The organism is Acinetobacter sp. XS-4 (assembly GCF_023920705.1).
Taxonomy (GTDB): Bacteria; Pseudomonadota; Gammaproteobacteria; order Pseudomonadales; family Moraxellaceae; genus Acinetobacter.
Genome location: NZ_CP094657.1, coordinates 2,493,420 through 2,512,785 on the forward strand (window position 1 = coordinate 2,493,420; position 19,366 = coordinate 2,512,785).

At 39.4% G+C, this 19,366-nt stretch carries 21 protein-coding genes and 2 pseudogenes; 11 read left to right on the forward strand and 12 right to left on the reverse strand.

Annotated elements, in window-relative coordinates; all coding sequences use genetic code 11:
- Positions 1-11 precede the first annotated feature (11 nt).
- Positions 12-830 (reverse strand): AraC family transcriptional regulator, encoded by an 819-nt coding sequence (locus MMY79_RS11660; protein WP_252608626.1) that lies wholly within the window; start codon positions 828-830, stop codon positions 12-14.
- A gap of 53 nt (positions 831-883) precedes the next feature.
- Entirely contained in the window at positions 884-1,786 is a 903-nt protein-coding gene (locus MMY79_RS11665) for a LysR family transcriptional regulator (RefSeq protein ID WP_252608628.1), read from the reverse strand.
- A 126-nt stretch (positions 1,787-1,912) separates the two neighbouring features.
- On the opposite strand from MMY79_RS11665, the gene MMY79_RS11670 reads away from it, so the two are divergent.
- The 5 genes from MMY79_RS11670 (at position 1,913) to MMY79_RS11690 (ending at position 7,462) form a co-directional block, all read left to right on the forward strand.
- Positions 1,913-2,650, forward strand: a complete 738-nt coding sequence (locus MMY79_RS11670) for an SDR family oxidoreductase (protein ID WP_252608629.1) — start codon at positions 1,913-1,915, stop codon at positions 2,648-2,650.
- Between the two features lie 234 nt (positions 2,651-2,884).
- Positions 2,885-3,394 (forward strand): rhodanese-like domain-containing protein, encoded by a 510-nt coding sequence (locus MMY79_RS11675; RefSeq protein ID WP_252608630.1) that lies wholly within the window; start codon positions 2,885-2,887, stop codon positions 3,392-3,394.
- Positions 3,395-3,412: 18 nt separating this feature from the next.
- Complete coding sequence (gene epsC / locus MMY79_RS11680; RefSeq protein ID WP_252608632.1) at positions 3,413-4,354, forward strand: serine O-acetyltransferase EpsC; 942 nt, start codon at positions 3,413-3,415, stop codon at positions 4,352-4,354.
- A gap of 248 nt (positions 4,355-4,602) precedes the next feature.
- The gene (locus MMY79_RS11685; RefSeq protein ID WP_239936972.1) at positions 4,603-5,535 is read left to right on the forward strand and encodes a family 2A encapsulin nanocompartment shell protein; all 933 of its coding nucleotides are present in this window, start codon (positions 4,603-4,605) and stop codon (positions 5,533-5,535) included.
- Positions 5,510-7,462 carry a family 2A encapsulin nanocompartment cargo protein cysteine desulfurase gene (locus tag MMY79_RS11690; protein ID WP_252608634.1) on the forward strand — a complete coding sequence of 651 codons (1,953 nt, stop codon included), beginning with the start codon at positions 5,510-5,512 and terminating at the stop codon, positions 7,460-7,462. The genes MMY79_RS11685 and MMY79_RS11690 overlap by 26 nt, the downstream gene beginning before the upstream one ends.
- A 422-nt stretch (positions 7,463-7,884) precedes the next feature.
- Here the strand turns inward: MMY79_RS11690 and MMY79_RS11695 are convergent.
- From MMY79_RS11695 to MMY79_RS11705, 3 genes and pseudogenes are all read right to left on the reverse strand, one after another.
- Positions 7,885-8,005, reverse strand: a pseudogene (locus MMY79_RS11695) (hypothetical protein).
- Between the two features lie 114 nt (positions 8,006-8,119).
- On the reverse strand, positions 8,120-8,758 hold the full coding sequence (locus tag MMY79_RS11700) for a LysE family translocator (protein ID WP_252608636.1): 639 nt from the start codon (positions 8,756-8,758) through the stop codon (positions 8,120-8,122).
- Positions 8,759-9,400 carry an alanyl-tRNA editing protein gene (locus MMY79_RS11705; RefSeq protein WP_252608638.1) on the reverse strand — a complete coding sequence of 214 codons (642 nt, stop codon included), beginning with the start codon at positions 9,398-9,400 and terminating at the stop codon, positions 8,759-8,761.
- A gap of 89 nt (positions 9,401-9,489) precedes the next feature.
- Between MMY79_RS11705 and MMY79_RS11710 the strand changes: the two genes are divergently transcribed.
- Together MMY79_RS11710 and MMY79_RS11715 are read left to right on the forward strand one after the other, a co-directional pair.
- Positions 9,490-10,425, forward strand: coding sequence for a LysR family transcriptional regulator (locus tag MMY79_RS11710; RefSeq protein WP_252608640.1), 936 nt, complete (start codon positions 9,490-9,492; stop codon positions 10,423-10,425).
- A gap of 89 nt (positions 10,426-10,514) precedes the next feature.
- Positions 10,515-10,620, forward strand: a pseudogene (locus tag MMY79_RS11715) (hypothetical protein); the annotation flags it as partial.
- A 37-nt stretch (positions 10,621-10,657) separates the two neighbouring features.
- Here the strand turns inward: MMY79_RS11715 and MMY79_RS11720 are convergent.
- The 5 genes from MMY79_RS11720 to MMY79_RS11740 all read right to left on the reverse strand — a co-directional run bounded on the left by MMY79_RS11720 (position 10,658) and on the right by MMY79_RS11740 (position 14,546).
- Positions 10,658-11,524: a cysteine ABC transporter substrate-binding protein gene (locus tag MMY79_RS11720; RefSeq protein ID WP_252608645.1), complete on the reverse strand. Its 867-nt coding sequence runs from the start codon at positions 11,522-11,524 to the stop codon at positions 10,658-10,660.
- A gap of 82 nt (positions 11,525-11,606) precedes the next feature.
- Positions 11,607-12,467 carry a transporter substrate-binding domain-containing protein gene (locus tag MMY79_RS11725; RefSeq protein ID WP_252608648.1) on the reverse strand — a complete coding sequence of 287 codons (861 nt, stop codon included), beginning with the start codon at positions 12,465-12,467 and terminating at the stop codon, positions 11,607-11,609.
- 30 nt (positions 12,468-12,497) lie between these two features.
- Complete coding sequence (locus MMY79_RS11730; protein ID WP_001130360.1) at positions 12,498-13,229, reverse strand: amino acid ABC transporter ATP-binding protein; 732 nt, start codon at positions 13,227-13,229, stop codon at positions 12,498-12,500.
- Positions 13,230-13,231: 2 nt separating this feature from the next.
- Complete coding sequence (locus MMY79_RS11735) at positions 13,232-13,897, reverse strand: amino acid ABC transporter permease (RefSeq protein ID WP_252608657.1); 666 nt, start codon at positions 13,895-13,897, stop codon at positions 13,232-13,234.
- Positions 13,887-14,546 carry an amino acid ABC transporter permease gene (locus tag MMY79_RS11740; protein ID WP_252608659.1) on the reverse strand — a complete coding sequence of 220 codons (660 nt, stop codon included), beginning with the start codon at positions 14,544-14,546 and terminating at the stop codon, positions 13,887-13,889. The genes MMY79_RS11735 and MMY79_RS11740 overlap by 11 nt, the downstream gene beginning before the upstream one ends.
- Before the next feature lie 64 nt (positions 14,547-14,610).
- Between MMY79_RS11740 and MMY79_RS11745 the strand changes: the two genes are divergently transcribed.
- Positions 14,611-14,724 carry a hypothetical protein gene (locus MMY79_RS11745; protein ID WP_252608661.1) on the forward strand — a complete coding sequence of 38 codons (114 nt, stop codon included), beginning with the start codon at positions 14,611-14,613 and terminating at the stop codon, positions 14,722-14,724.
- A gap of 107 nt (positions 14,725-14,831) precedes the next feature.
- On the opposite strand, the gene MMY79_RS11750 is transcribed toward MMY79_RS11745, so the two are convergent.
- Positions 14,832-15,116 (reverse strand): GNAT family N-acetyltransferase, encoded by a 285-nt coding sequence (locus MMY79_RS11750; protein WP_252608664.1) that lies wholly within the window; start codon positions 15,114-15,116, stop codon positions 14,832-14,834.
- A gap of 262 nt (positions 15,117-15,378) precedes the next feature.
- Between MMY79_RS11750 and MMY79_RS11755 the strand changes: the two genes are divergently transcribed.
- Entirely contained in the window at positions 15,379-16,584 is a 1,206-nt protein-coding gene (locus MMY79_RS11755; protein ID WP_252608667.1) for an MFS transporter, read from the forward strand.
- On the opposite strand, the gene MMY79_RS11760 is transcribed toward MMY79_RS11755, so the two are convergent.
- Positions 16,562-17,452: a LysR family transcriptional regulator gene (locus tag MMY79_RS11760; RefSeq protein ID WP_252608669.1), complete on the reverse strand. Its 891-nt coding sequence runs from the start codon at positions 17,450-17,452 to the stop codon at positions 16,562-16,564. The genes MMY79_RS11755 and MMY79_RS11760 overlap by 23 nt on opposite strands.
- 284 nt (positions 17,453-17,736) lie before the next feature.
- On the opposite strand from MMY79_RS11760, the gene MMY79_RS11765 reads away from it, so the two are divergent.
- Together MMY79_RS11765 and MMY79_RS11770 are read left to right on the forward strand one after the other, a co-directional pair.
- Positions 17,737-18,213, forward strand: a complete 477-nt coding sequence (locus tag MMY79_RS11765; protein WP_252608671.1) for a cyclophilin-like fold protein — start codon at positions 17,737-17,739, stop codon at positions 18,211-18,213.
- 45 nt (positions 18,214-18,258) lie between these two features.
- Positions 18,259-19,329 (forward strand): alpha/beta hydrolase, encoded by a 1,071-nt coding sequence (locus tag MMY79_RS11770; protein WP_252608675.1) that lies wholly within the window; start codon positions 18,259-18,261, stop codon positions 19,327-19,329.
- The last annotated feature ends 37 nt before the right edge of the window (positions 19,330-19,366 follow it).

Genomic DNA, 19,366 nt, shown 5'->3' on the forward strand with positions numbered 1-19,366 from the left:
AATCATTTGGTTTAAGAAGCTAATTTATTAATCATCCGCCATCTGGCTGGGGTTAAACCAAATGCTTTTAGAAAATGGCGTGACATATGGCTTTGATCAAAAAATCCGGCAATCAATGAAGCTTGAGTCAATGACTCGCCATACATCAGACAGGACTTCACAACCTCTAACCTACGCATGGTCATATATCGATGTGGACTTGTACCAAACAAGAGTCGAAAATCGCGTGAAAGACTCCAACGGTCTCGTCCCACATTTTTTTCAATATCATCTAAAGAGATATTTTCATATAAAGAAGCATGTATAAACTCTCTAGCACGCTCCGCTGCGACATAGTCATAACTATGAGAAGTTCGTTGATGGTTACCAGAAATTTCGTAAAGTGTGGTTGCCAAATCATATAAAGCATCTTGGTTTTCTAAAGAGTCGATATGTTGATCTATTCCTTGCAGTAACACATCAGTTGCTTTAAATAACCGAGGATCCTGACTCAAGCCATTTTCAAAAAATGGTAAAGGTTTACCCTTCATAATTTCCTGTAGGGTTGCAGGTTCTACGTACACCATCCGATATCTAAAACCGTCTCGACTACCTGACTCTCCATCATGTTTTTCATCAGGATGTAAAACCATCGTCATACCCGGCAAGCTATGTTTCATCTCTCCACGATAATGAAAGCTTTGAACACCTGTTAATGTTCGACCAATTGCAAAAGTATCGTGGCGATGCGACTCATAAGCATGATCGGTAAAAAAGGCTTCAATTCGTTCTAGACTATTAGGATCAGAATTTCTAACAATCCAATCATTTGCATTGGGTAATTCAATCACATATTCACCAAAAATTTATATGTGCTAGAGAGCATTCTAACTATACGTTATCGTTATTTTGAAAAATAGCCTGTATATAACTCACTCAGCCAAGCGACAAAAACTCGTACGCGTGGTGAGAGCTGCCGATGCTGTGGATATAAAGCAGAAACTGACATCTTAGGGGTTTCCCATTCAGATAAAACCTCAACCAGTCGCCCGTCTTTTAATTCATTTGCCACATGATAACGCGGTACCTGAATTAAACCTGCCCCACGTAAAGCAGATAATACATAGTTTTCAGCATCATTTACCGAGATCCAGCTTTTCAAAAAATAATCTTGTTTTTTGCCATTCACCATCAATTCAAATGGATAATTCCGCCCGCCTGATGTCGAAAAGAAATTAACACAATAATGTGATAACAAATCTTCTGGTTGCTGAGGCGTTCCATATTTATTTAGATAGTCAGCACTTGCACAAATCACTTGAGGCATATCGACCAAATGTCTAGCAATTAAAGTGGAATCCTCCAAACGCCCCGCCCTCACCACACAGTCTATCCCTTCTCTAATAAGATCAACTAAGCGATCTCCTGTACTAATTACCAGTTCAATGTCGGGGTACAATTCGTGAAATTGGTCGATATTAGGTAAAACAATTTTGGTCGCATGTGCGCCTGATAAATCTACACGCAATAAACCACGGGGCTGAGTAATTACATTCCGTAAGGATGATTCTGCATCATCAAGTTCCGATAATATTTGTGTACAACGCTCATAAAATGCCTGTCCATCTAACGATGCTCTTACATGCCGTGTAGTCCGCTCTAATAAACGGCATTGCAAGTTATTCTCTAAATCTTTAATGGCGTTACTTGCTGTAGCACGTGGGATATTCAGTTGATCGGCTGCCTGACTAAAGCTACCCAGCTCTACTATGCGGGTAAAAAGTTGCAAGGTATCAAATTTATCCATAGTGCTCGTTTTTTAACTCCATCTATTATTAATGAATATGGAATTATCTTATCCAATTATGAAGATTTATCCCATATTTCTATACTATTAAAATAAGCCATACTTACACAAACAGGCAATCTAAAAATGAATATTTCAAAAAAGACAGCTCTTGTTACAGGTGCATCACGTGGTATTGGTCGTGCAATTGCTGAACGCTTAGCCCAAGATGGCTTTTATGTCATTGTTAACTATGCTGGCAATAAGGTGCATGCCCAAGCAACTGTAGATCATATTGTGGAACAAGGTGGTCAAGCTTCTGCTATTCAAGCCGACGTAGCAAATGAATATGAGGTGGGTCGTTTATTTCAAGAAGCAAAAGCCGTTAATGGTCAATTAGATGTAGTAGTTCATAGTGCCGGTATTATGCCTATGGCAAAAATTACCCCTGAAAGTCTGCCAGATTTCGATAAAGTAATTCATACCAATTTACGTGGTGCGTTTTTAATATTGGCTCATGCAGCTGAAACAGTTCCAGATGGTGGCCGGATTATTACCCTTTCAACTAGTGTAATTGCTAAATCCTTTCCGGCATATGGCCCCTATATTGCTTCAAAAGCAGGTGTAGAAGGCTTAGTACATGTGTTAGCAAATGAGTTACGCGGCCGAAATATTACTGTAAATGCAGTTGCACCCGGCCCGACAGGAACTGACCTTTTTTATAATGGAAAAACTGATGAGCAAGTGGCAGCTATTGCAAAACTCGCTCCATTAGAACGAATCGGAACACCTGAAGAAATTGCCAGTGTAATTGCTATGTTAGCAGGCCCAGATGGACGCTGGGTAAATTCACAAGTCATTCGGGTAAATGGTGGATTTGCTTAATTTTTAAAATCGTGTGGATTATTTTAATTCACACGGTTTGTACTAAATATTAAAATTTATTAAATATGTTATGAAAAAACTTTATTAGATTAACTAATACTATTCTGCAAGAAACATTCACTCTCCTTATTTATCAAAATAATATATATAAATAGATATTCCTTATTTTTGCTTATATTTAAAACCGCGTAAATTGAACAATAACAATCTGAATCGAAGATAAGGATATATTCAATGAATGCTAAATTAAATACAGAAGCCCCTCAAAGCTTTATCTCAACTGGTTCAAATCCATCCTTGTCAAATGAAGATATTCTTTCTAAAGCAAAGCAATATGCACAAGACCATGAACTGAATTTTAGTGGAAGTCTATCACCCACTGATGCATGGCAGCTCGTACAACAAGAAGAGGCTGTTTTAGTTGATGTACGCACCAATGAAGAACGTAAATTTGTAGGATATGTTCCTGAAACTATTCATGTTGCTTGGGCAACAGGTACGTCATTTAATCGCAATCCACGTTTTTTAAAAGAGCTTGAATCAAAAGTTGGCAAAGATAAAACCATTCTTTTGCTATGTCGTAGTGGCAACCGTTCAGCACAAGCAGCCGAAGCCGCATTTAATGCAGGTTTTGAGCACATTTATAACGTTCTTGAAGGCTTTGAAGGCGACTTAGATGATAACCAACAACGTAATCAGAAAAACGGCTGGCGTATTCATCAACTCCCTTGGCAACAAGACTAATACTTTAATCAATTTTCAGTGAATCAAGGAAAGCTTGTGACTCAATGGAACATTAATGCTGTTGTACAGGGCTTACAACAAGCAAGGCATGACTGGCGTCAGCAACAGCACAGAACCAAAGAATTTGGGGGCCGTGAACTTCCGTCTAAAGAAGCTTTAAAAGCTATTTTAGATGACCTTTGCGGCATTTTATTTCCAATGCGTTTAGGCCCTGCCGACCTACGCCAAGAAACTGAAGATTCTTATATTGCCTACACGTTAAATCGAGTGCTGACAGCCTTACATGCTCAGGTACAACTGGCTTTAAATTATGAGGCAAAACGACATTTGGGTCATTTGAGCACAGCCCAACAACCACAGGAACTTGCTCAAAATATTGTGCAGGATTTTGCCAACACACTGCCTTCTATACGTCGTCTTTTAGATGGCGATGTGCGAGCGGCTTATGAAGGTGATCCGGCAGCACATAGTGTGGATGAAGTATTACTCTGCTATCCGGGCATCTTTGCGATTATTTACCACCGTATTGCACATCAGCTCTATGCTCAAGTGCCTCTATTGTCTCGTATTATTTCTGAGTTGGCACATTCTGCAACGGGCATTGATATTCATCCCGGTGCACAAATCGGTAAAGGATTTTTCATTGATCATGGTACAGGTGTGGTGATTGGTGAAACCAGTGTCATTGGGGAACGTGTTCGTATTTATCAGGCAGTAACACTTGGAGCTAAACGTTTTGAAACGAATGATGATGGTGCTTTGAAAAAAGACTATACACGCCATCCAATTGTTGAAGATGACGTTGTGATCTATGCAGGCGCCACGATTTTAGGCCGTATTACGATTGGCCGAGGTTCTATTATTGGGGGTAATGTCTGGCTTACACATAGTATTGCTGCGGGTAGCCAGATTTTACAGTCACCAAATGAGTCTTATCAAAAAAATCATATTCCCAGTTAAAAACTATAGATATTAAATAAATAGATAAGGAGACAAATAAATACTAAGAACTTAGCAAATTAATTAAATTCTTATTTCTAATTTAAATATATTTTTATTTTAAAAATAGTTTTTTTAATGAATAAACTTCTTATTTTAAAACTTTATAACGCTCTTTTATTTTAAAACCAGAACTAATTCTAGTTTATATCCATCCTAGAATTTTTAATTTTTGATTTACCAAGCCACTGTAATAAGGAAAAAGATTCATGGCGAAAAATACAGACAAAGCCCAACTTGCTCTTGGGGACCATGCAGCCCGTCAATTGGCCAATGCAACCAAGACAGCTCCCCAACTTTCTACGATTACTCCCCGATGGCTGACTCACTTACTTCAATGGCTCCCTGTTGAAGCAGGTATTTATCGCCTAAACCGTGTAAATAATACCGATGACATTCAGGTGGCTTGCACTCAGCGTGATGAAGCAACATTACCTCAGACTTTTGTTGATTATGACCCTGAGCCACGCGAATACTTTTTAAATGGTGTATCAACTGTTTTAGATGTACATACACGTGTTGCTGACCTTTACAGCAGCCCACATGACCAAATTAAAGAACAGCTTCGTTTAACGATTGAAACCATTAAAGAACGTCAAGAAAGTGAGCTTATCAATAACCCTGAATACGGTTTATTGGCGAGTGTGACAGATGACCAACGTATTTCGACTTTAAATGGCCCACCTACTCCAGATGATTTCGATGATTTGCTACGTAAAGTATGGAAAGAACCTGGTTTTTTCCTAGCACATCCTGATGCCATTGCAGCATTTGGCCGTGAATGTACACGTCGTGGCGTACCACCTCCAACGGTTAGCTTATTTGGTTCGCAATTCATTACATGGCGCGGTATTCCACTTATTCCATCCAATAAAATTCCTGTAGAAGATGGCAAAACTAAAATCTTACTACTTCGTGTTGGTGAAAAGCGTCAAGGTATTGTTGGCTTGTTCCAACCAGGCCTTGCAGGAGAACAGTCACCGGGTCTTTCAGTACGTTTTATGGGAATTAACCGTAATGCAATTGCGTCGTATCTGATCTCGTTATATTGCTCACTTGCAGTACTCACCGATGATGCGTTGGCAGTACTAGATGATGTGGAGGTGGACAAATATCATGACTACCCAGTTAACTACAAGTAATCTGCAAGGTAGTCCAACAGGGCCCGAAGTGGTTGGTGTTAATCCACCAGCCAACTTCCCCGATGAATCCACGATTGCCCGTCTTGCCAATGAGTTTTTTTCAGCACTACCAAGCTCAGGCAGTTCGGCTTCTCCATCGGGACTTAATCTGGACTTACCTGTTGGAGCACCGCCGCACCCACCACAACCAGGTGAACCATTTTCTGCACTCAGTGGTCGTGCGCCTAATATCGCCTTTCAGAAAAGTCTCAATCCGGAATATCCTGAGCATATTCCAAATTTGCCAGATTACCCTGAACGCCGAATTGTAGCGTCTGCACCTGTGGTTGGTGGTGCGAATTTACCGCGCCCACCATTTGAACCACATTTGCCACAAGCTGCTCATAGTGAACCCAATGTGCCACGCATTGAACCAAGCGTACCTACTGGTGCAGGTGAATCACCTTATTATTTTTTAAATGATTTTTCTGCTCCAAATACAGCAGAACCTTCAGTTAAAGGAGTTGAGGATAATTACTCAGTTGCGCAGTCTTTTCAGTTGCCACATGGTGACCAGCTGACATCATTGCTGGCTGAAGATCGTTTTGCAACGAACACGCCTACCCAAAGTTCAGCATTTTACTTTTTAGACTTACCACAAAGTGGACAAAGTTATAGCCACTATGAACCGTCACAACCCACCTTTGTAGCAAGTAGTGCGCAACCGCTTGATGTACATGCCATTCGTCGCGATTTTCCAATTTTACAGGAACGTGTCAATGGTCGTCCTTTGGTCTGGTTAGACAATGCTGCGACCACACAAAAACCGCAGCGCGTGATTGACCGGATTGCTTATTTTTACCAGCATGAAAACTCAAACATTCATCGTGCTGCACATGAGTTAGCAGCTCGTGCGACCGATGCCTATGAGCATGCAAGAAATGTAGTTGCCAGATTTATTGGGGCACCCTCTTCTAAAGAAATTATCTTTGTACGAGGAACGACCGAAGGGATTAACCTTATTGCAAAAACATGGGGCGAACAAAATATTGGCGAAGGTGATGAAATTATTGTTTCTCACTTGGAACACCATGCCAATATTGTGCCTTGGTATCAACTCACTAAAAAAACTGGAGCGAAATTACGAGTCATTCCTGTCGACGACACTGGGCAAATTATTTTAGAAGAGTTGCCAAGACTGATTAATGAGCGCACTAAACTACTTTCGATTACTCAAGTTTCGAATGCTTTAGGTACAGTCACACCTGTTGCTGAAGTCATTAAAATTGCGCATGCCAAAGGTGTACGTGTTTTAGTTGATGGTGCTCAATCTGTTTCGCACATCCCTACCGATGTTCAGGCCCTTGATGCAGACTTTTTTGTGTTCTCTGGACATAAAGTGTTTGGGCCGACGGGTATTGGCGCGGTCTATGCAAAACCAGAGTTGCTAGAAAGCATGCCTGTTTGGGAAGGTGGAGGTAACATGATTCAAGATGTTACCTTCGAAAAGGTGGTTTACCAACCTGCACCAAACAAGTTTGAAGCTGGAACTGGAAACATTGCCGATGCTGTCGGCTTAGGCGCTGCACTTGAATATGTCGAAAGTCTAGGTATTCATAACATTGCTCGCTATGAACATGATCTACTCGAATATGGTCAAAATGCACTGAGCAGCGTGTCTGGTTTACGCTTGATCGGAACCGCACATCACAAAGCCAGTGTCATGTCCTTTACCTTACAAGGCTATTCAACTGAACAAGTGGGCAAAGCTTTAAATCAACATGGTATTGCGGTACGTTCTGGCCACCACTGTGCACAACCAATTTTACGTCGTTTTGGTGTGGAACAGACCGTGCGTCCGTCTTTGGCTTTTTATAATACAACTGAAGAAATTGATTTATTGGTATCGGTTTTACATCAACTAACGCGTAATAGGCGTACCAGTTAAATTTATTTTTGCAAAAAAGACTGCTTTCGAGCGGTCTTTTTTATAATTAATTTGCCATCATTAAAATTCAATTTTTCAATGAGGAAACTATTAAAACTCAAATAGTCCTAGCACTACATTTACTCGAGCAAAAGTCGTCTGCAACCTGCGTAGCATCAAAAAGATTCTGTTTCTGTGAAATACTAGTTAAATGAAATAAGTCGACAGGTTTTGCAGATGACAATGCTTTTGCTTACTTTGAGCGAAACCAAAGTAAGTCCAGCCGAAGGCGACTGAAGAAATTAAAACTTTAAGCGATAATACTCTGTCGTGCTATCTAAGAGCTTGTGAATAGCTTTGGGCTGAACTAAAAGTCATTAGCGGTTATCACGGCGGAGTCTTATTATTTAAAATTCGATTTCTAGGTTAGCCTTCGGCTCGAGCTAAGAGTCATCTACAGCCTGCCCATAATTTATAAAAATAATGTTTTTGCAACATTTCCCGATAAGTGAAAACAGTTAACAGGTTCTGTAGATGAGAAAGTTTTTTGGTTACTTTTTCCAAAAAAAGTAACAGAATTAGCTAATTCATTCTGACGCATAAACGGGAAGACTCCGTCATGCTAATCTAAAACTTGCAGATGACTTTAACCAGAGGAAATATTAATAGATCTCCAGCTTAATTAAACAATCCCCAAATCAATCTCAATGCAATCCCAATTAACAACACCCCCATTACCCGCTCAAAGTAAACTCCGAACTCCAAAAACCGTTTACGTACAATAGGCTGTGCAAACAGTACACTCACCACCATAAACCAGATGGCATTGACCATACACATCCATACCCCATAAAAGACCTGAATTTTCATCGGTGTAGTCGTACTTACAATCGTCGTAAAAATTGCCAGAAAGAAGATAGTGGCTTTGGGGTTTAACGCATTGGTGAGAAAACCCATCGTAAAAGATTTAAATAAACTTGGAGTATCACTGTCTGTTTGACCATTAATTTCAATATTGGTATTTGGCTGGCTACGTAAACATTGCCACCCCAAATAAATTAAATAGACTGCTCCTGCTGCTCTAATAAGCGACATGAGCCATTCACTTTGCTGAATCAAAAAACCAATCCCAACCAGTGTATAAAACACATGGACTGAAATTCCGACACCAATACCAATCGCGGTCAGACATCCAATTAGGTAACCATAACGCACACTTTGTCTGACCGTAATCACAAAATCTGGACCCGGTAAAATCACCGCCATAAAGTGAATGAGTGCTAGCGTTAAAAACTCATGTCCATACAACTGCCACATTTATGCAACCCCCTCGGCAACGCTATAGTTGACACTGAGCTTCCCTTTTTTAAACTGATAAGACTGAATTTCTATAGAACCAATATCTGCTAATGACGTGACATGAGTTCCGCCACAAGGAAATGCAGGAAACTCACCAAAACTGATTTCATGAAAGCCATCAGCATGTTGATGAAAATGGGTTGGCAAACCATCTTGAATATAGTGAGAACATTGCTGCTGAAGAGTTTCACCATCTAACTGTTGGGCCGTATCCAAAGGAATAAACTGAACACGAGCGTCGTTGGGCCAGTGCTGAGCTTTTATAGCTTGCCAGCCAAATAAATGCATTACATGTGCAATGAGATGCCCAGCCGAATGTAATCGGCTATGATAATGACGTTTCTTTTCATTAACTTGAGCTAATGTGTTTCCTAAATCAACGGGGTGTGAGCAGTAATGAATTATTTCACCTTGTTCAATTGCAACGTGAACTACATCTACCTCTGCAATTTTTCCAGTGTCACTAGGTTGACCACCACCTTGTGGGTGAAACGGTGTTACTGATAAACGCACAGCAAAACGTCCATCTTCTGATGGAATACACGCTAAAACCTCTACCTCAGCACTCAATGTGCCTAATAAATACAATGCTTGTGTCATACTCTTTCATACATACCTTACGATGAAAAGATTGTATTGCGATTTCTTAAACGCGATAATCCAATCAAAATCCAAATAACTTTTGCCTCATGAGCACAAATCAAAATCTGGGTCTATTAAATGAAATGGCGACCTTCGTTAAGGTAGTCGAGTCAGAAAGTTTTTCTGAAACTGCAAGGCAGCTTGGTACCACACCTTCTGCTGTTAGTCGTGCGATTGCCCGTTTAGAACGTGCTTTAGGCACCCGCTTACTCTATCGGACTACACGGAAACTTCGTCTGAGTGAAAGTGGGCAACAGGTCTATCAACGCTGTTTAGATATGGTGAATGCTGCACAAGCAGTTATGGAAAGTTCAGGGCAATTTCATATCGAACCTGAAGGTATTATTCGCATGAGTGTTCCCAAAGCTGTGGGGCATTTTATGATTCATCCGCATTTACCTGAATTTTTAGAACGCTACCCAAAAATTGATATTCAAATGCTTTTAGAAGATCGCTATGTAGACCTCATTGATGATGGAGTTGACCTAGCGCTTCGGATTACAGAGCAACCACCGGGTGGGCTGATGGGAAGAAAGCTCATTGATATTGACCATTTGATTTGTGCCACACCTGAGTATTTGGCCAAACATGGCACACCGAACCATCCTCATGATTTAAAGCAGCATGAATGTATTTACTTGGGCGAACAAGCCAGTGACTCAAAATGGAAATTTCAACAAGGAAATAAATCGATCAGTGTGGCTGTGCGTGGGCGTTATGCTGCAAATCATACGGGTGTGCGTTTGAGTGCCGCATTACAACATTTAGGTATTGCGAGCTTACCTTACTTTGTTGCACGCCATGCTCTACAACAAGGTAGTTTAGTTCAGGTTCTACCAGATTGGTATTTTAAAACCTATTATAGTGGTGGGCTGTGGTTACTTTACCCACCGACAAGGCATGTCCCGCCTAAATTGAGTGTATTAATTCAATATTTGGCAGATAAATTAGCAGCAGAGCCGACTTTATTTAAGTTAAAGTAATATAAATTCAAGGGATTAGCATGATGGAATCCTACCTTTTAACCTCTAAAGCAAACAGCTAATTCTGTTAATTTTTTGGAAAAAGTAACCAAAAACTTTCTCATCTACAGAACCTGACCACTGTTTACATCTATAAAAAAATATTGCAAAAACATTATCTTTATAAATTATGGGCAGGCTGTAGATGAACATTAGCTCAAGCAAATCCTATCTAGAGTCCTCTTTATTAGAATTACTCAACCAATAAATCTTTTGGATTAATGGTATCGCCATACACTGGTTTTAACGTCTTTTCATAAGCCTGATGAATCACGCCTTCTTTCGCCAGTTTCTCTAAATCTTGGTTCAACCAGTCCAATAACTCTTTATCACCCTTTTTCACTGCGGGTGCAATTAAGTCCTGCTCACCTAAATTGGTAATGCCAACGGTGTAATTTGGATTTTCTTTAGCCCAAGCTAAAACCAACAAGTTATCATGTGCAAGTGCAGCACCACGGCCATCTTTTAAAGCATCAAAAGTTTCAGTGTTTTGCTCATATTTTTGCAGTTTAATTTCAGGATGAGTCTTGGTGAAGAATGAATCAGCCGTCGTACCTTTGTTTACCAATAAAGTTTTATCTTTAAGTTGAGCAACATCGGTAATCGGATGGCTTTTAGGAGAAACCACACCTAGTGCCACTTTTAAATAAGGTTTAGCAAAATCAACCACTTCCTTACGTCCTGGTGTAACCGTAAAGTTTGCAAAAATAATATCCACTTTATTGGCTTTTAAATATTCGACACGGTTAGCCGCTTCAGTTAAAACAAATTCTACTTTGTTTTCATCACCCAGCAGATCCTTGGCGACATGCTTGGCAATTTCTACATCAAAGCCCTGATTTTTACCTTGAGCATCTAAATATCCAAACGGCGGTTTATCACTAAATACGCCAATTCGTACCACGCCATTCTTTTTAATCTGTTCAATACTCGACACAGTTTGTGTGGTATCGGCCGTTTTTTCAGTAGACTGAGTTCCTTTGTCACAGGCAACTAAACCTAAACTCAGCAAAGATGCAGCCAAAATATGCTTCACGTTTTGAAATGTTAATGTTGTCATTATTTCACCCTATCGTTCTTGTAAAAGTCTTATTTAAAATCGCAGCGCCTACTTTTAAACACTGCTCTAGCGATATCGAAAATTATTGGCCTACATCTAAAAACACATTCGGATTGACCGAGTCACCATAAATTGGTTTCAAGGTTTCATCATAAATTTTATTAATTTCTCCACTTGTTCTTAGCTGCTTAATTTCAGTATTAAGCCAATTCAATAATTGGGTATTGCCCTTTTTAACTGCTGGTGCAATAAACTCTTGATCACCAATAGACTGAATGCCTGCTACATAACTTGGGTTCTTCGCGGCCCACGCCAAAGCATAAGTACTATCTTGTGAAATTGCGTCACCACGACCGTCGGTTAAGGCTTTAAAGGCATCCGAGTTTCTTTCAAACTTAAGTAAATTCACTTTTGGATAATGCTTGGTAAAGTAGGTATCTGAACTTGTGCCTTTATTTACAATTAAGGTCTTACCTTCTAATTGAGCAATATCTGTAATCGGCTTGGCTTTAGGCGAGACAATACCAAAAGCACCTTTTAAATAAGGCTCAGCAAAATCCACAACCTCTTTACGTTCAGGCGTTACTGTAAATGTTGCGAATACCACATCGGCACGGTTTGATTTTAAGAACTCCACCCGATTTGAAGCTTCAGTCACAATAAACTCAACTTTCTTTTCATCACCAAGCAAATCTTTGGTCACCCGTTTTGCTAAAGCCACATCAAAGCCCTGATTATTCCCCGCACTGTCTACATAACCAAATGGCGGATCATCAGCAAAAACGGCCACTTTTAGAACTCCATTTTTTTTGATTTGTTCTAAAGATTGATCCACTTGAGTATTACTTGCCTGTTCAGTTGATGGCGTTTTAATACATGCAGTTAATAACACCCCAGCAACGGCAAGACTGCTTAATATTTTTATTGAATTACGTTTAAACATTCACTTCCTCATGATTCAAATAATAAAAATTTAGTACGACAAAATATTTAAAAAGGCTTTCGCTCGTTCTGTTTTTGGCTGTTCAAAAAATTCTTCTGGTGATGCCTGTTCAATAATCTTGCCCTTATCCATAAAAATAATGCGGTCAGCAACCTTGCGAGCAAAGGACATCTCATGTGTCACAATCAGCATGGTCATTCCTTCATTCGCTAACTTGAGTACTACATCGAGCACTTCCCTGACCATTTCTGGGTCAAGCGCAGCGGTAATTTCATCAAGTAAAATGACTTTAGGTTGCATAACCAATGAACGCACAATAGCAATACGCTGTTTTTGTCCACCAGAAAGTTGTCGTGGGTAATCAAGTTTTCGCTCAAACAACCCCACTCGCTTTAACAACTCATCAGCTACTTGTTCAGCTTCATCACGGTGGCGTTTTTGTACTTTGAGTGGCCCAAGCAAAATGTTGTCAATGACATTCATATGCCCAAACAGCTCATAGTTCTGAAAAACCATACCAATTTTTTGACGAGCATTAGTCCAGTCCACATCTTTACCGAGCACACCTGAACCAGTTAAACGAATCTCACCACCCTGAATTGGCTCTAATCCATTAATACAGCGCAGTAAGGTACTTTTACCGCAACCTGATGGACCTAAAATAACAACCACCTCTCCTTGTTCTACATCCAGATCAATGCCCTGTAAAATATGACTTTGTGCAAATGATTTCTGTAATTGTTGTATCGATAACAAAGGCATAATTACTCCCAGACCTTTTCTAAATGTGCCGCTAAACGAGATAAGGGATAGCAAATCAGAAAATACAAAATAAAAATAAAGCCATAAATCCAAAGAGAAGCGCTCGGCACGGTCAATAGCGAATTTTCAATAATTTGCTGGCCAACTTTAATGACCTCAACCACACCAATCAGTACTGCCAAAGAGCTGGTTTTTACCATTCTGGTAAATAAATTAATCGCGCCTGGTGTTACGCGTTTTAGACTTTGCGGAAAAATGACGTAGATTAAAGCTTGAACATGGTTAAGTCCGAGCGCATAAGCCGAATCACGTTGATGCTGATCAATTGAAGTAATGGCTGCACGGACTAAGTCTCCCATTTCAGCCGTGCCCCATAAAACAAATACAACAACGCATACCCACATTGCGGAAAACTGCCAGTTAAACCATGTTGCAAAGCCGAAATAAAAGACAAACAGTAAAACTAAAATTGGAATGATTCGAATCGCTTCTAAATACAGGCGACACAGCGCTTTAACGACTATGTTTTTAGAAGTCATAATAACACCGAAAACTGTGCCTAAAATCGCAGAGAAAAAGACCGAAATAAAAGCAATTTTTGCAGTTCCCCAAAGTCCCCACATTAAGCGTTCGAGGTGACTTGCTTGAAATAGATAATCAAGTTCCATGGCTCACCTTCCGACTTCTGTGCTCCAGATAACTGGTTAAAATAGATACAGGCAATAAAATAATCAGATAAGCCATGATGAGTAAAAACAAAGCTTCCGTGGTTTTATAGTCCATGCCAATTAAGTCTTTGGTGACAAAAAGCAGTTCAACGACAGCTATGGCACTGACCACAGAACTTTCTTTAATCAAAAATAGACAATTTGCCCCAATTGCTGGAATTGAAATGGCCAGTGCTTGAGGAAAAATGACGTATCTAAAAATTTGAGTCGGTTGCAGACCAATACTTTTTGCTGAGTCAATCTGCCCTTGTGCAACAGACTGCAAACCTGCTCGGAAGGCTTCAGCCATATAGCTTCCGCCCAAAAAGGTCAGTCCGATCACACCACAAGCAAAACCATCAATTTTGATACCGAGTTTTGGCAAACCGTAATACAAAAAGAACAGTTGAATTAATAAAGGGGTATTTCGAGATAACTCAATATAGAACTGGGCAATTCTATTTAGCACCCGCACGCGATATGTGATTAAAATGCTGCAAATTAGCCCTACAATAATCGCCAAAATAATGCTGATAATTGAAATTTTCAGCGTGGTCAAAGTTGCAGAGAAAAATTGCGGCAACACACTATGGATATACTGCCAGTTCAAGGAAAATTCCAAAAAATAATATTAAAACGTTATAAATATTTAGCTATCGTCAGCCATTAAATATTTGTGTAACGAGTTTATTTTTTTCCCAATTGGTCTAAAACTATTTTTATTAGATAAGCTTTTCTATAAGTTTGATAAATTCGATTTAGCAATCGAAAAACTTCGAATCAGTTGAATACAACCGCTCAAAACATATTCACTCAAATAAAGTTGAATATTAAAACCAATAAAAAATCGGACACCAAGGCCCGATTTTTTATTTAATAATTTTCAGTCTAGTACTTATTTTCTAAGTACATCGCCAATGCTTGAGTCTTTATCAAAAACTGATTTTGCATATGGGCAAAGTGGAATCACCTTCACCTCTTTTTCACGAACAAAGGCGACCAAAGCATCAAGTAATTGGCGACCTACACCTTGTCCGCGATAATTTTCATTCACATCTGTAGCATCAATAATTAGCATGCCTTCGCCTGCCCATGTATAAGTCATTTCACCGGCAACGGCTTCGCCATCAAGTAAGCTAAAGCTGCCGTGTTTTGCATCATCTTTTTGTTGAATATTCACAATGAATTCCTCGTATTATGACTCATATTTATTTAGAAATGACTTTGTCTATCTTTATCTATAAGAACAAATCTAAGTGTAAAAAAATAGCCTGTTTTTAGCAGCGAGTCTGTATGTTTTTTAAATACAATTCATGCATAAAACTCATAATTCTATTCGTAATTCAGCGTCTAATCCTCTCAAATCATTACTGTTAAGCTCTGCGACCAGATTTTATTCATTTCATTTATGAAAATTCAATGGTTTTTAGATTGGAACTTTTATGCCTTCTTTTCATCAAATTGAGCAAAGCACATATGAACATTCAACACCTGCCTGGGGTGCCGTCTTTGTAATGTCGCTCTGCTGCGCAGTATTAATTGCATCTGAGTTCATGCCCGTAAGTTTACTCACCCCCCTCTCTTTAGATTTAAATATGAGTGAAGGCCAAGTGGGTCAAGCAATCGCAATTTCAGGTATTTTTGCTGTTATTACTAGCTTATCGATTAGCCGTGTATTTAAGGCATGGGACCGACGTCATATCATTTTATTACTCACCCTACTGATGATTGCCTCTGGCATAGTCATTACATTTGCTCATTCTGCGGCTTTGTTTATGTTGGGTCGTGCAATCTTAGGCATAGTTATTGGCGGTTTTTGGGCGATGTCGACATCAATTGTCATGCGACTCGTTCCTCCGCTTTCAGTACCTAAAGCACTCGGTTTATTAAATGGCGGAAATGCTCTAGCCACCACAATTGCAGCACCATTAGGAAGTTTTTTGGGTTCAATTATTGGCTGGCGTGGCGCTTTTTTTTGTATTGTTCCTATCGCGATTGTTGCACTTATTTGGCAATTTAAAAGTATGCCCTCTCTTCCAGCAATCGTGTCGGCCGAGAAATCTAAAAATCCATTTGGTTTACTAAAACGCCCAATTGTACTTTATGGGATGACAGGAATTTTATTATTGTTTATGGGCCAATTTGCACTATTTACCTATTTACGCCCATTTCTAGAAACCGTTACTCATGTCGATGCGACAATGCTATCCATTTTATTATTAATCTTAGGTTCAGCAGGTTTAGTGGGTACATTTGTAATTAGTTTAATCCTTCACCAACATGTTTATCGTTATCTGATTCTTATTCCATTGATCATGGCAGCGATTGCTGGAGCTTTTGTGTTTGGTGGTGAGCATTTATGGTTCGTTGCTATATTGATGGGTTTATGGGGCTTTATTGGAACGTCGGCACCTGTTGCATGGAACACGTGGCTTGCCCAAACACTACATCAAGATGCCGAAATTGGTGGTGGTTTGATGGTTGCGATTATTCAATTTGCAATTACTTTAGGTGCAACTATAGGCGGATTATTATATGACTCACATGGTTATAGCGCCACGTTCTATATGAGCGCAACTATTTTGCTATTAAGCGCAATTACAGCTTTTCTCACATGGCGAAATGCTACTCACGTAATACATCAATAACCAACCGTAACGCAGGTGAAAGTTGTCTGCGATGTGGATAGTACAAATGGTATCCAGGAAACTGGATACTGTACTCTTCTAAAACTTGAATCAGCTTCCCCTCTTTTAAATCTTCTCGAATCAAATCTTCTGGAATATAAGCTAGTCCAAATCCAGCCCGAACAGCTTGTGCAATTTCATAGCTTTCATTAAATATCCATTGTCCTTGGATTTTGATTTTTGTTTCTTGTCCATCCTTCAAAAATTCCCATGCATACACACTGCCTTGGGTCGTTAACCGATAGCCAATACATTGATGATTTGCTAAATCTTTAGGAGTTGTGGGAATTCCATATTTCTCAAAATATGCTGGTGTTGCTATTACCGCCATTTTGACATCTGGACTAATTCGTACCGCAATCATGCCATCTGCTACCCGACTTCCAAAACGAACTCCAGCATCAAAGCGTTCTGCCACAATATCGACCATACCGCTATAGGCAGTCACTTCCACTTGTACATCAGGATAATCACCAGCAATCTTTTTAAGTTTTGGAATAAGCACTTCCCGTATTGCATGGCTGCTGGCATTAATCCGAACCGTACCAGCAGGTTGATCCCGAAATGATGTTAAAAGTGACAATTCATTATCAATTTGGTCAAAACTGGCACTAATCGTTTGTTTCAACCTTTCGCCTGCTGCTGTAGGTGAAACACTACGTGTAGTTCTGGTCAGGAGCAACATTCCCAAACGTTCTTCTAAACCCCGAATCGTATGGCTTAGCGCAGATTGTGAAATTCCCATTTTCCCTGCGGCCTTAGTAAAACTACCCTCTCTTGCCACCATTAAAAAAGCATAAAGATCATTATAGTTTTCTTTATTTATCATCTGCTTTATCTCTTATTGGGGAGTCAATCTCATTATAAAGGATAAAACTATTCATGAATATTACTCATAAGTCCATGTTTGTTTTTTAGACTAATTATTAAAAAGAAGATTCGTTAAAATCCCTATCAAGCAGTAAATATGAAGATTTAAATAAACTGAGGCGATTATTATGAGTCATTTTATTATTGTAAAAAATTAATAAATTCCACTCATATCTTTACGTTAAGAATAAATGGCTTCATTGCTTTTATGTGCTTTTTCTTAAAGAAGCGAGGTGAGTTGATATGGCTAGTTATAAGTTTTTTAAAGGCTTAGTCAGCCTATGTGTTTTGTTCTCAGTGAGCTCCGCTTCTTATGAAATAAAGCCTCAAGGTAAAAATCAACAAAGGGTATCGATGATGAAAATCTGTATTGATATTGATGGAACACAGCAACCACTATTTGCCACATTAGCTATAACACCTACTGTTGAAGATTTTGCCAAGCAGCTTCCACTGACATTAACACTTAAAGATTATGACGCTACCGAAAAAATAGCCGATCTACCAAACAAGCTAACTACGCAGAGTTCGCCTCATGGTTATGCGGGCAAGGCTGGTGATCTTACCTATTATGCTCCATGGGGCAATCTGGCTTTTTTCTATAAAGACTCAGCCGTTGGTTACGCGAATGGCCTCATTTTTCTTGGGAAACTTGACGCTATTCCCCAAGCATTCAAGCAAAAACAACCCATCAAAATTTCAATTTCCCAAATCGAATAAACATCTATCTATCCACCCATTCACATTGTTTAAATTGAGGTATTTATGACTACATCTCCCTTTTTTAAAAAGCTTAAAACCCATACAGCGGCGGCAATTTGTGCAGCAACAATTGGATTTTTTTCTTCAACTTCAGCTATGGCAGCAGACATGAGTAACGGCGCGAATAATTTTTATCAAAGTCAGCAAGTGACTATTCAAAAAGTGACTTTTAAAAATCAATACAACATGAACGTGGTTGGGAACTTAGTGATTCCTAAAAACTTCAATAAAAATAGTAAAAGTCCTGCAATTATTGTAGGTCACCCTATGGGTGCTGTGAAAGAACAGAGTTCTATGCTTTATGCACAAAAATTAGCTGAGCAAGGGTTTATTACCCTAGCAATTGACCTACCTTACTGGGGTGAAAGTGAAGGTGAACCTCGAAATCTAGTTGCCCCAGAAATCTATACAGAAGCTTTTAATGCCGCAGTAGATTACTTAGGAACTCAATCCTTCATTGACCGTAATAACATTGGTGTATTAGGTATTTGTGGAAGTGGGAGTTTTGTCATTAGTGCAGCAAAAATTGATCCACGTATGAAAGCTATTGCCACTGTAAGTATGTACGACATGGGTGCAGCAAACCGCAATGGCTTACGTCACTCACAAACCCTAGAGCAAAGAAAGCAAATTATTGCAGAAGCCGCTGCACAGCGTTATGTTGAGTTTAAAGGTGGTGAAACCAAATATACCAGCGGAACTACGCATGAGCTAACAGCAGATACACACCCTATTCAACGCGAATTTTACGACTTTTATCGTACTCCACGCGGAGAATATACGCCTAAAGGCTCATCGAGAGAGCTTACAACCCACCCAACGCTTACAAGTAATGTCAAATTTTTAAACTTCTACCCATTTAACGATATTGAAACGATTTCACCACGTCCAATGTTGTTTATTACAGGTGATCAGGCTCATTCAAAGGAGTTTAGTGAAGAAGCTTATAAACTCGCAAGCCAACCTAAAGAACTTTATTACGTTAAAGGTGCTGGACATGTTGATTTATATGATCGGGTCGATCTCATTCCATTTAATAAATTAACCAGTTTCTTTAAACAAAACTTGAAGTAATACAGATGATAGAGGCTCAACACGGGCCTCTATTTTT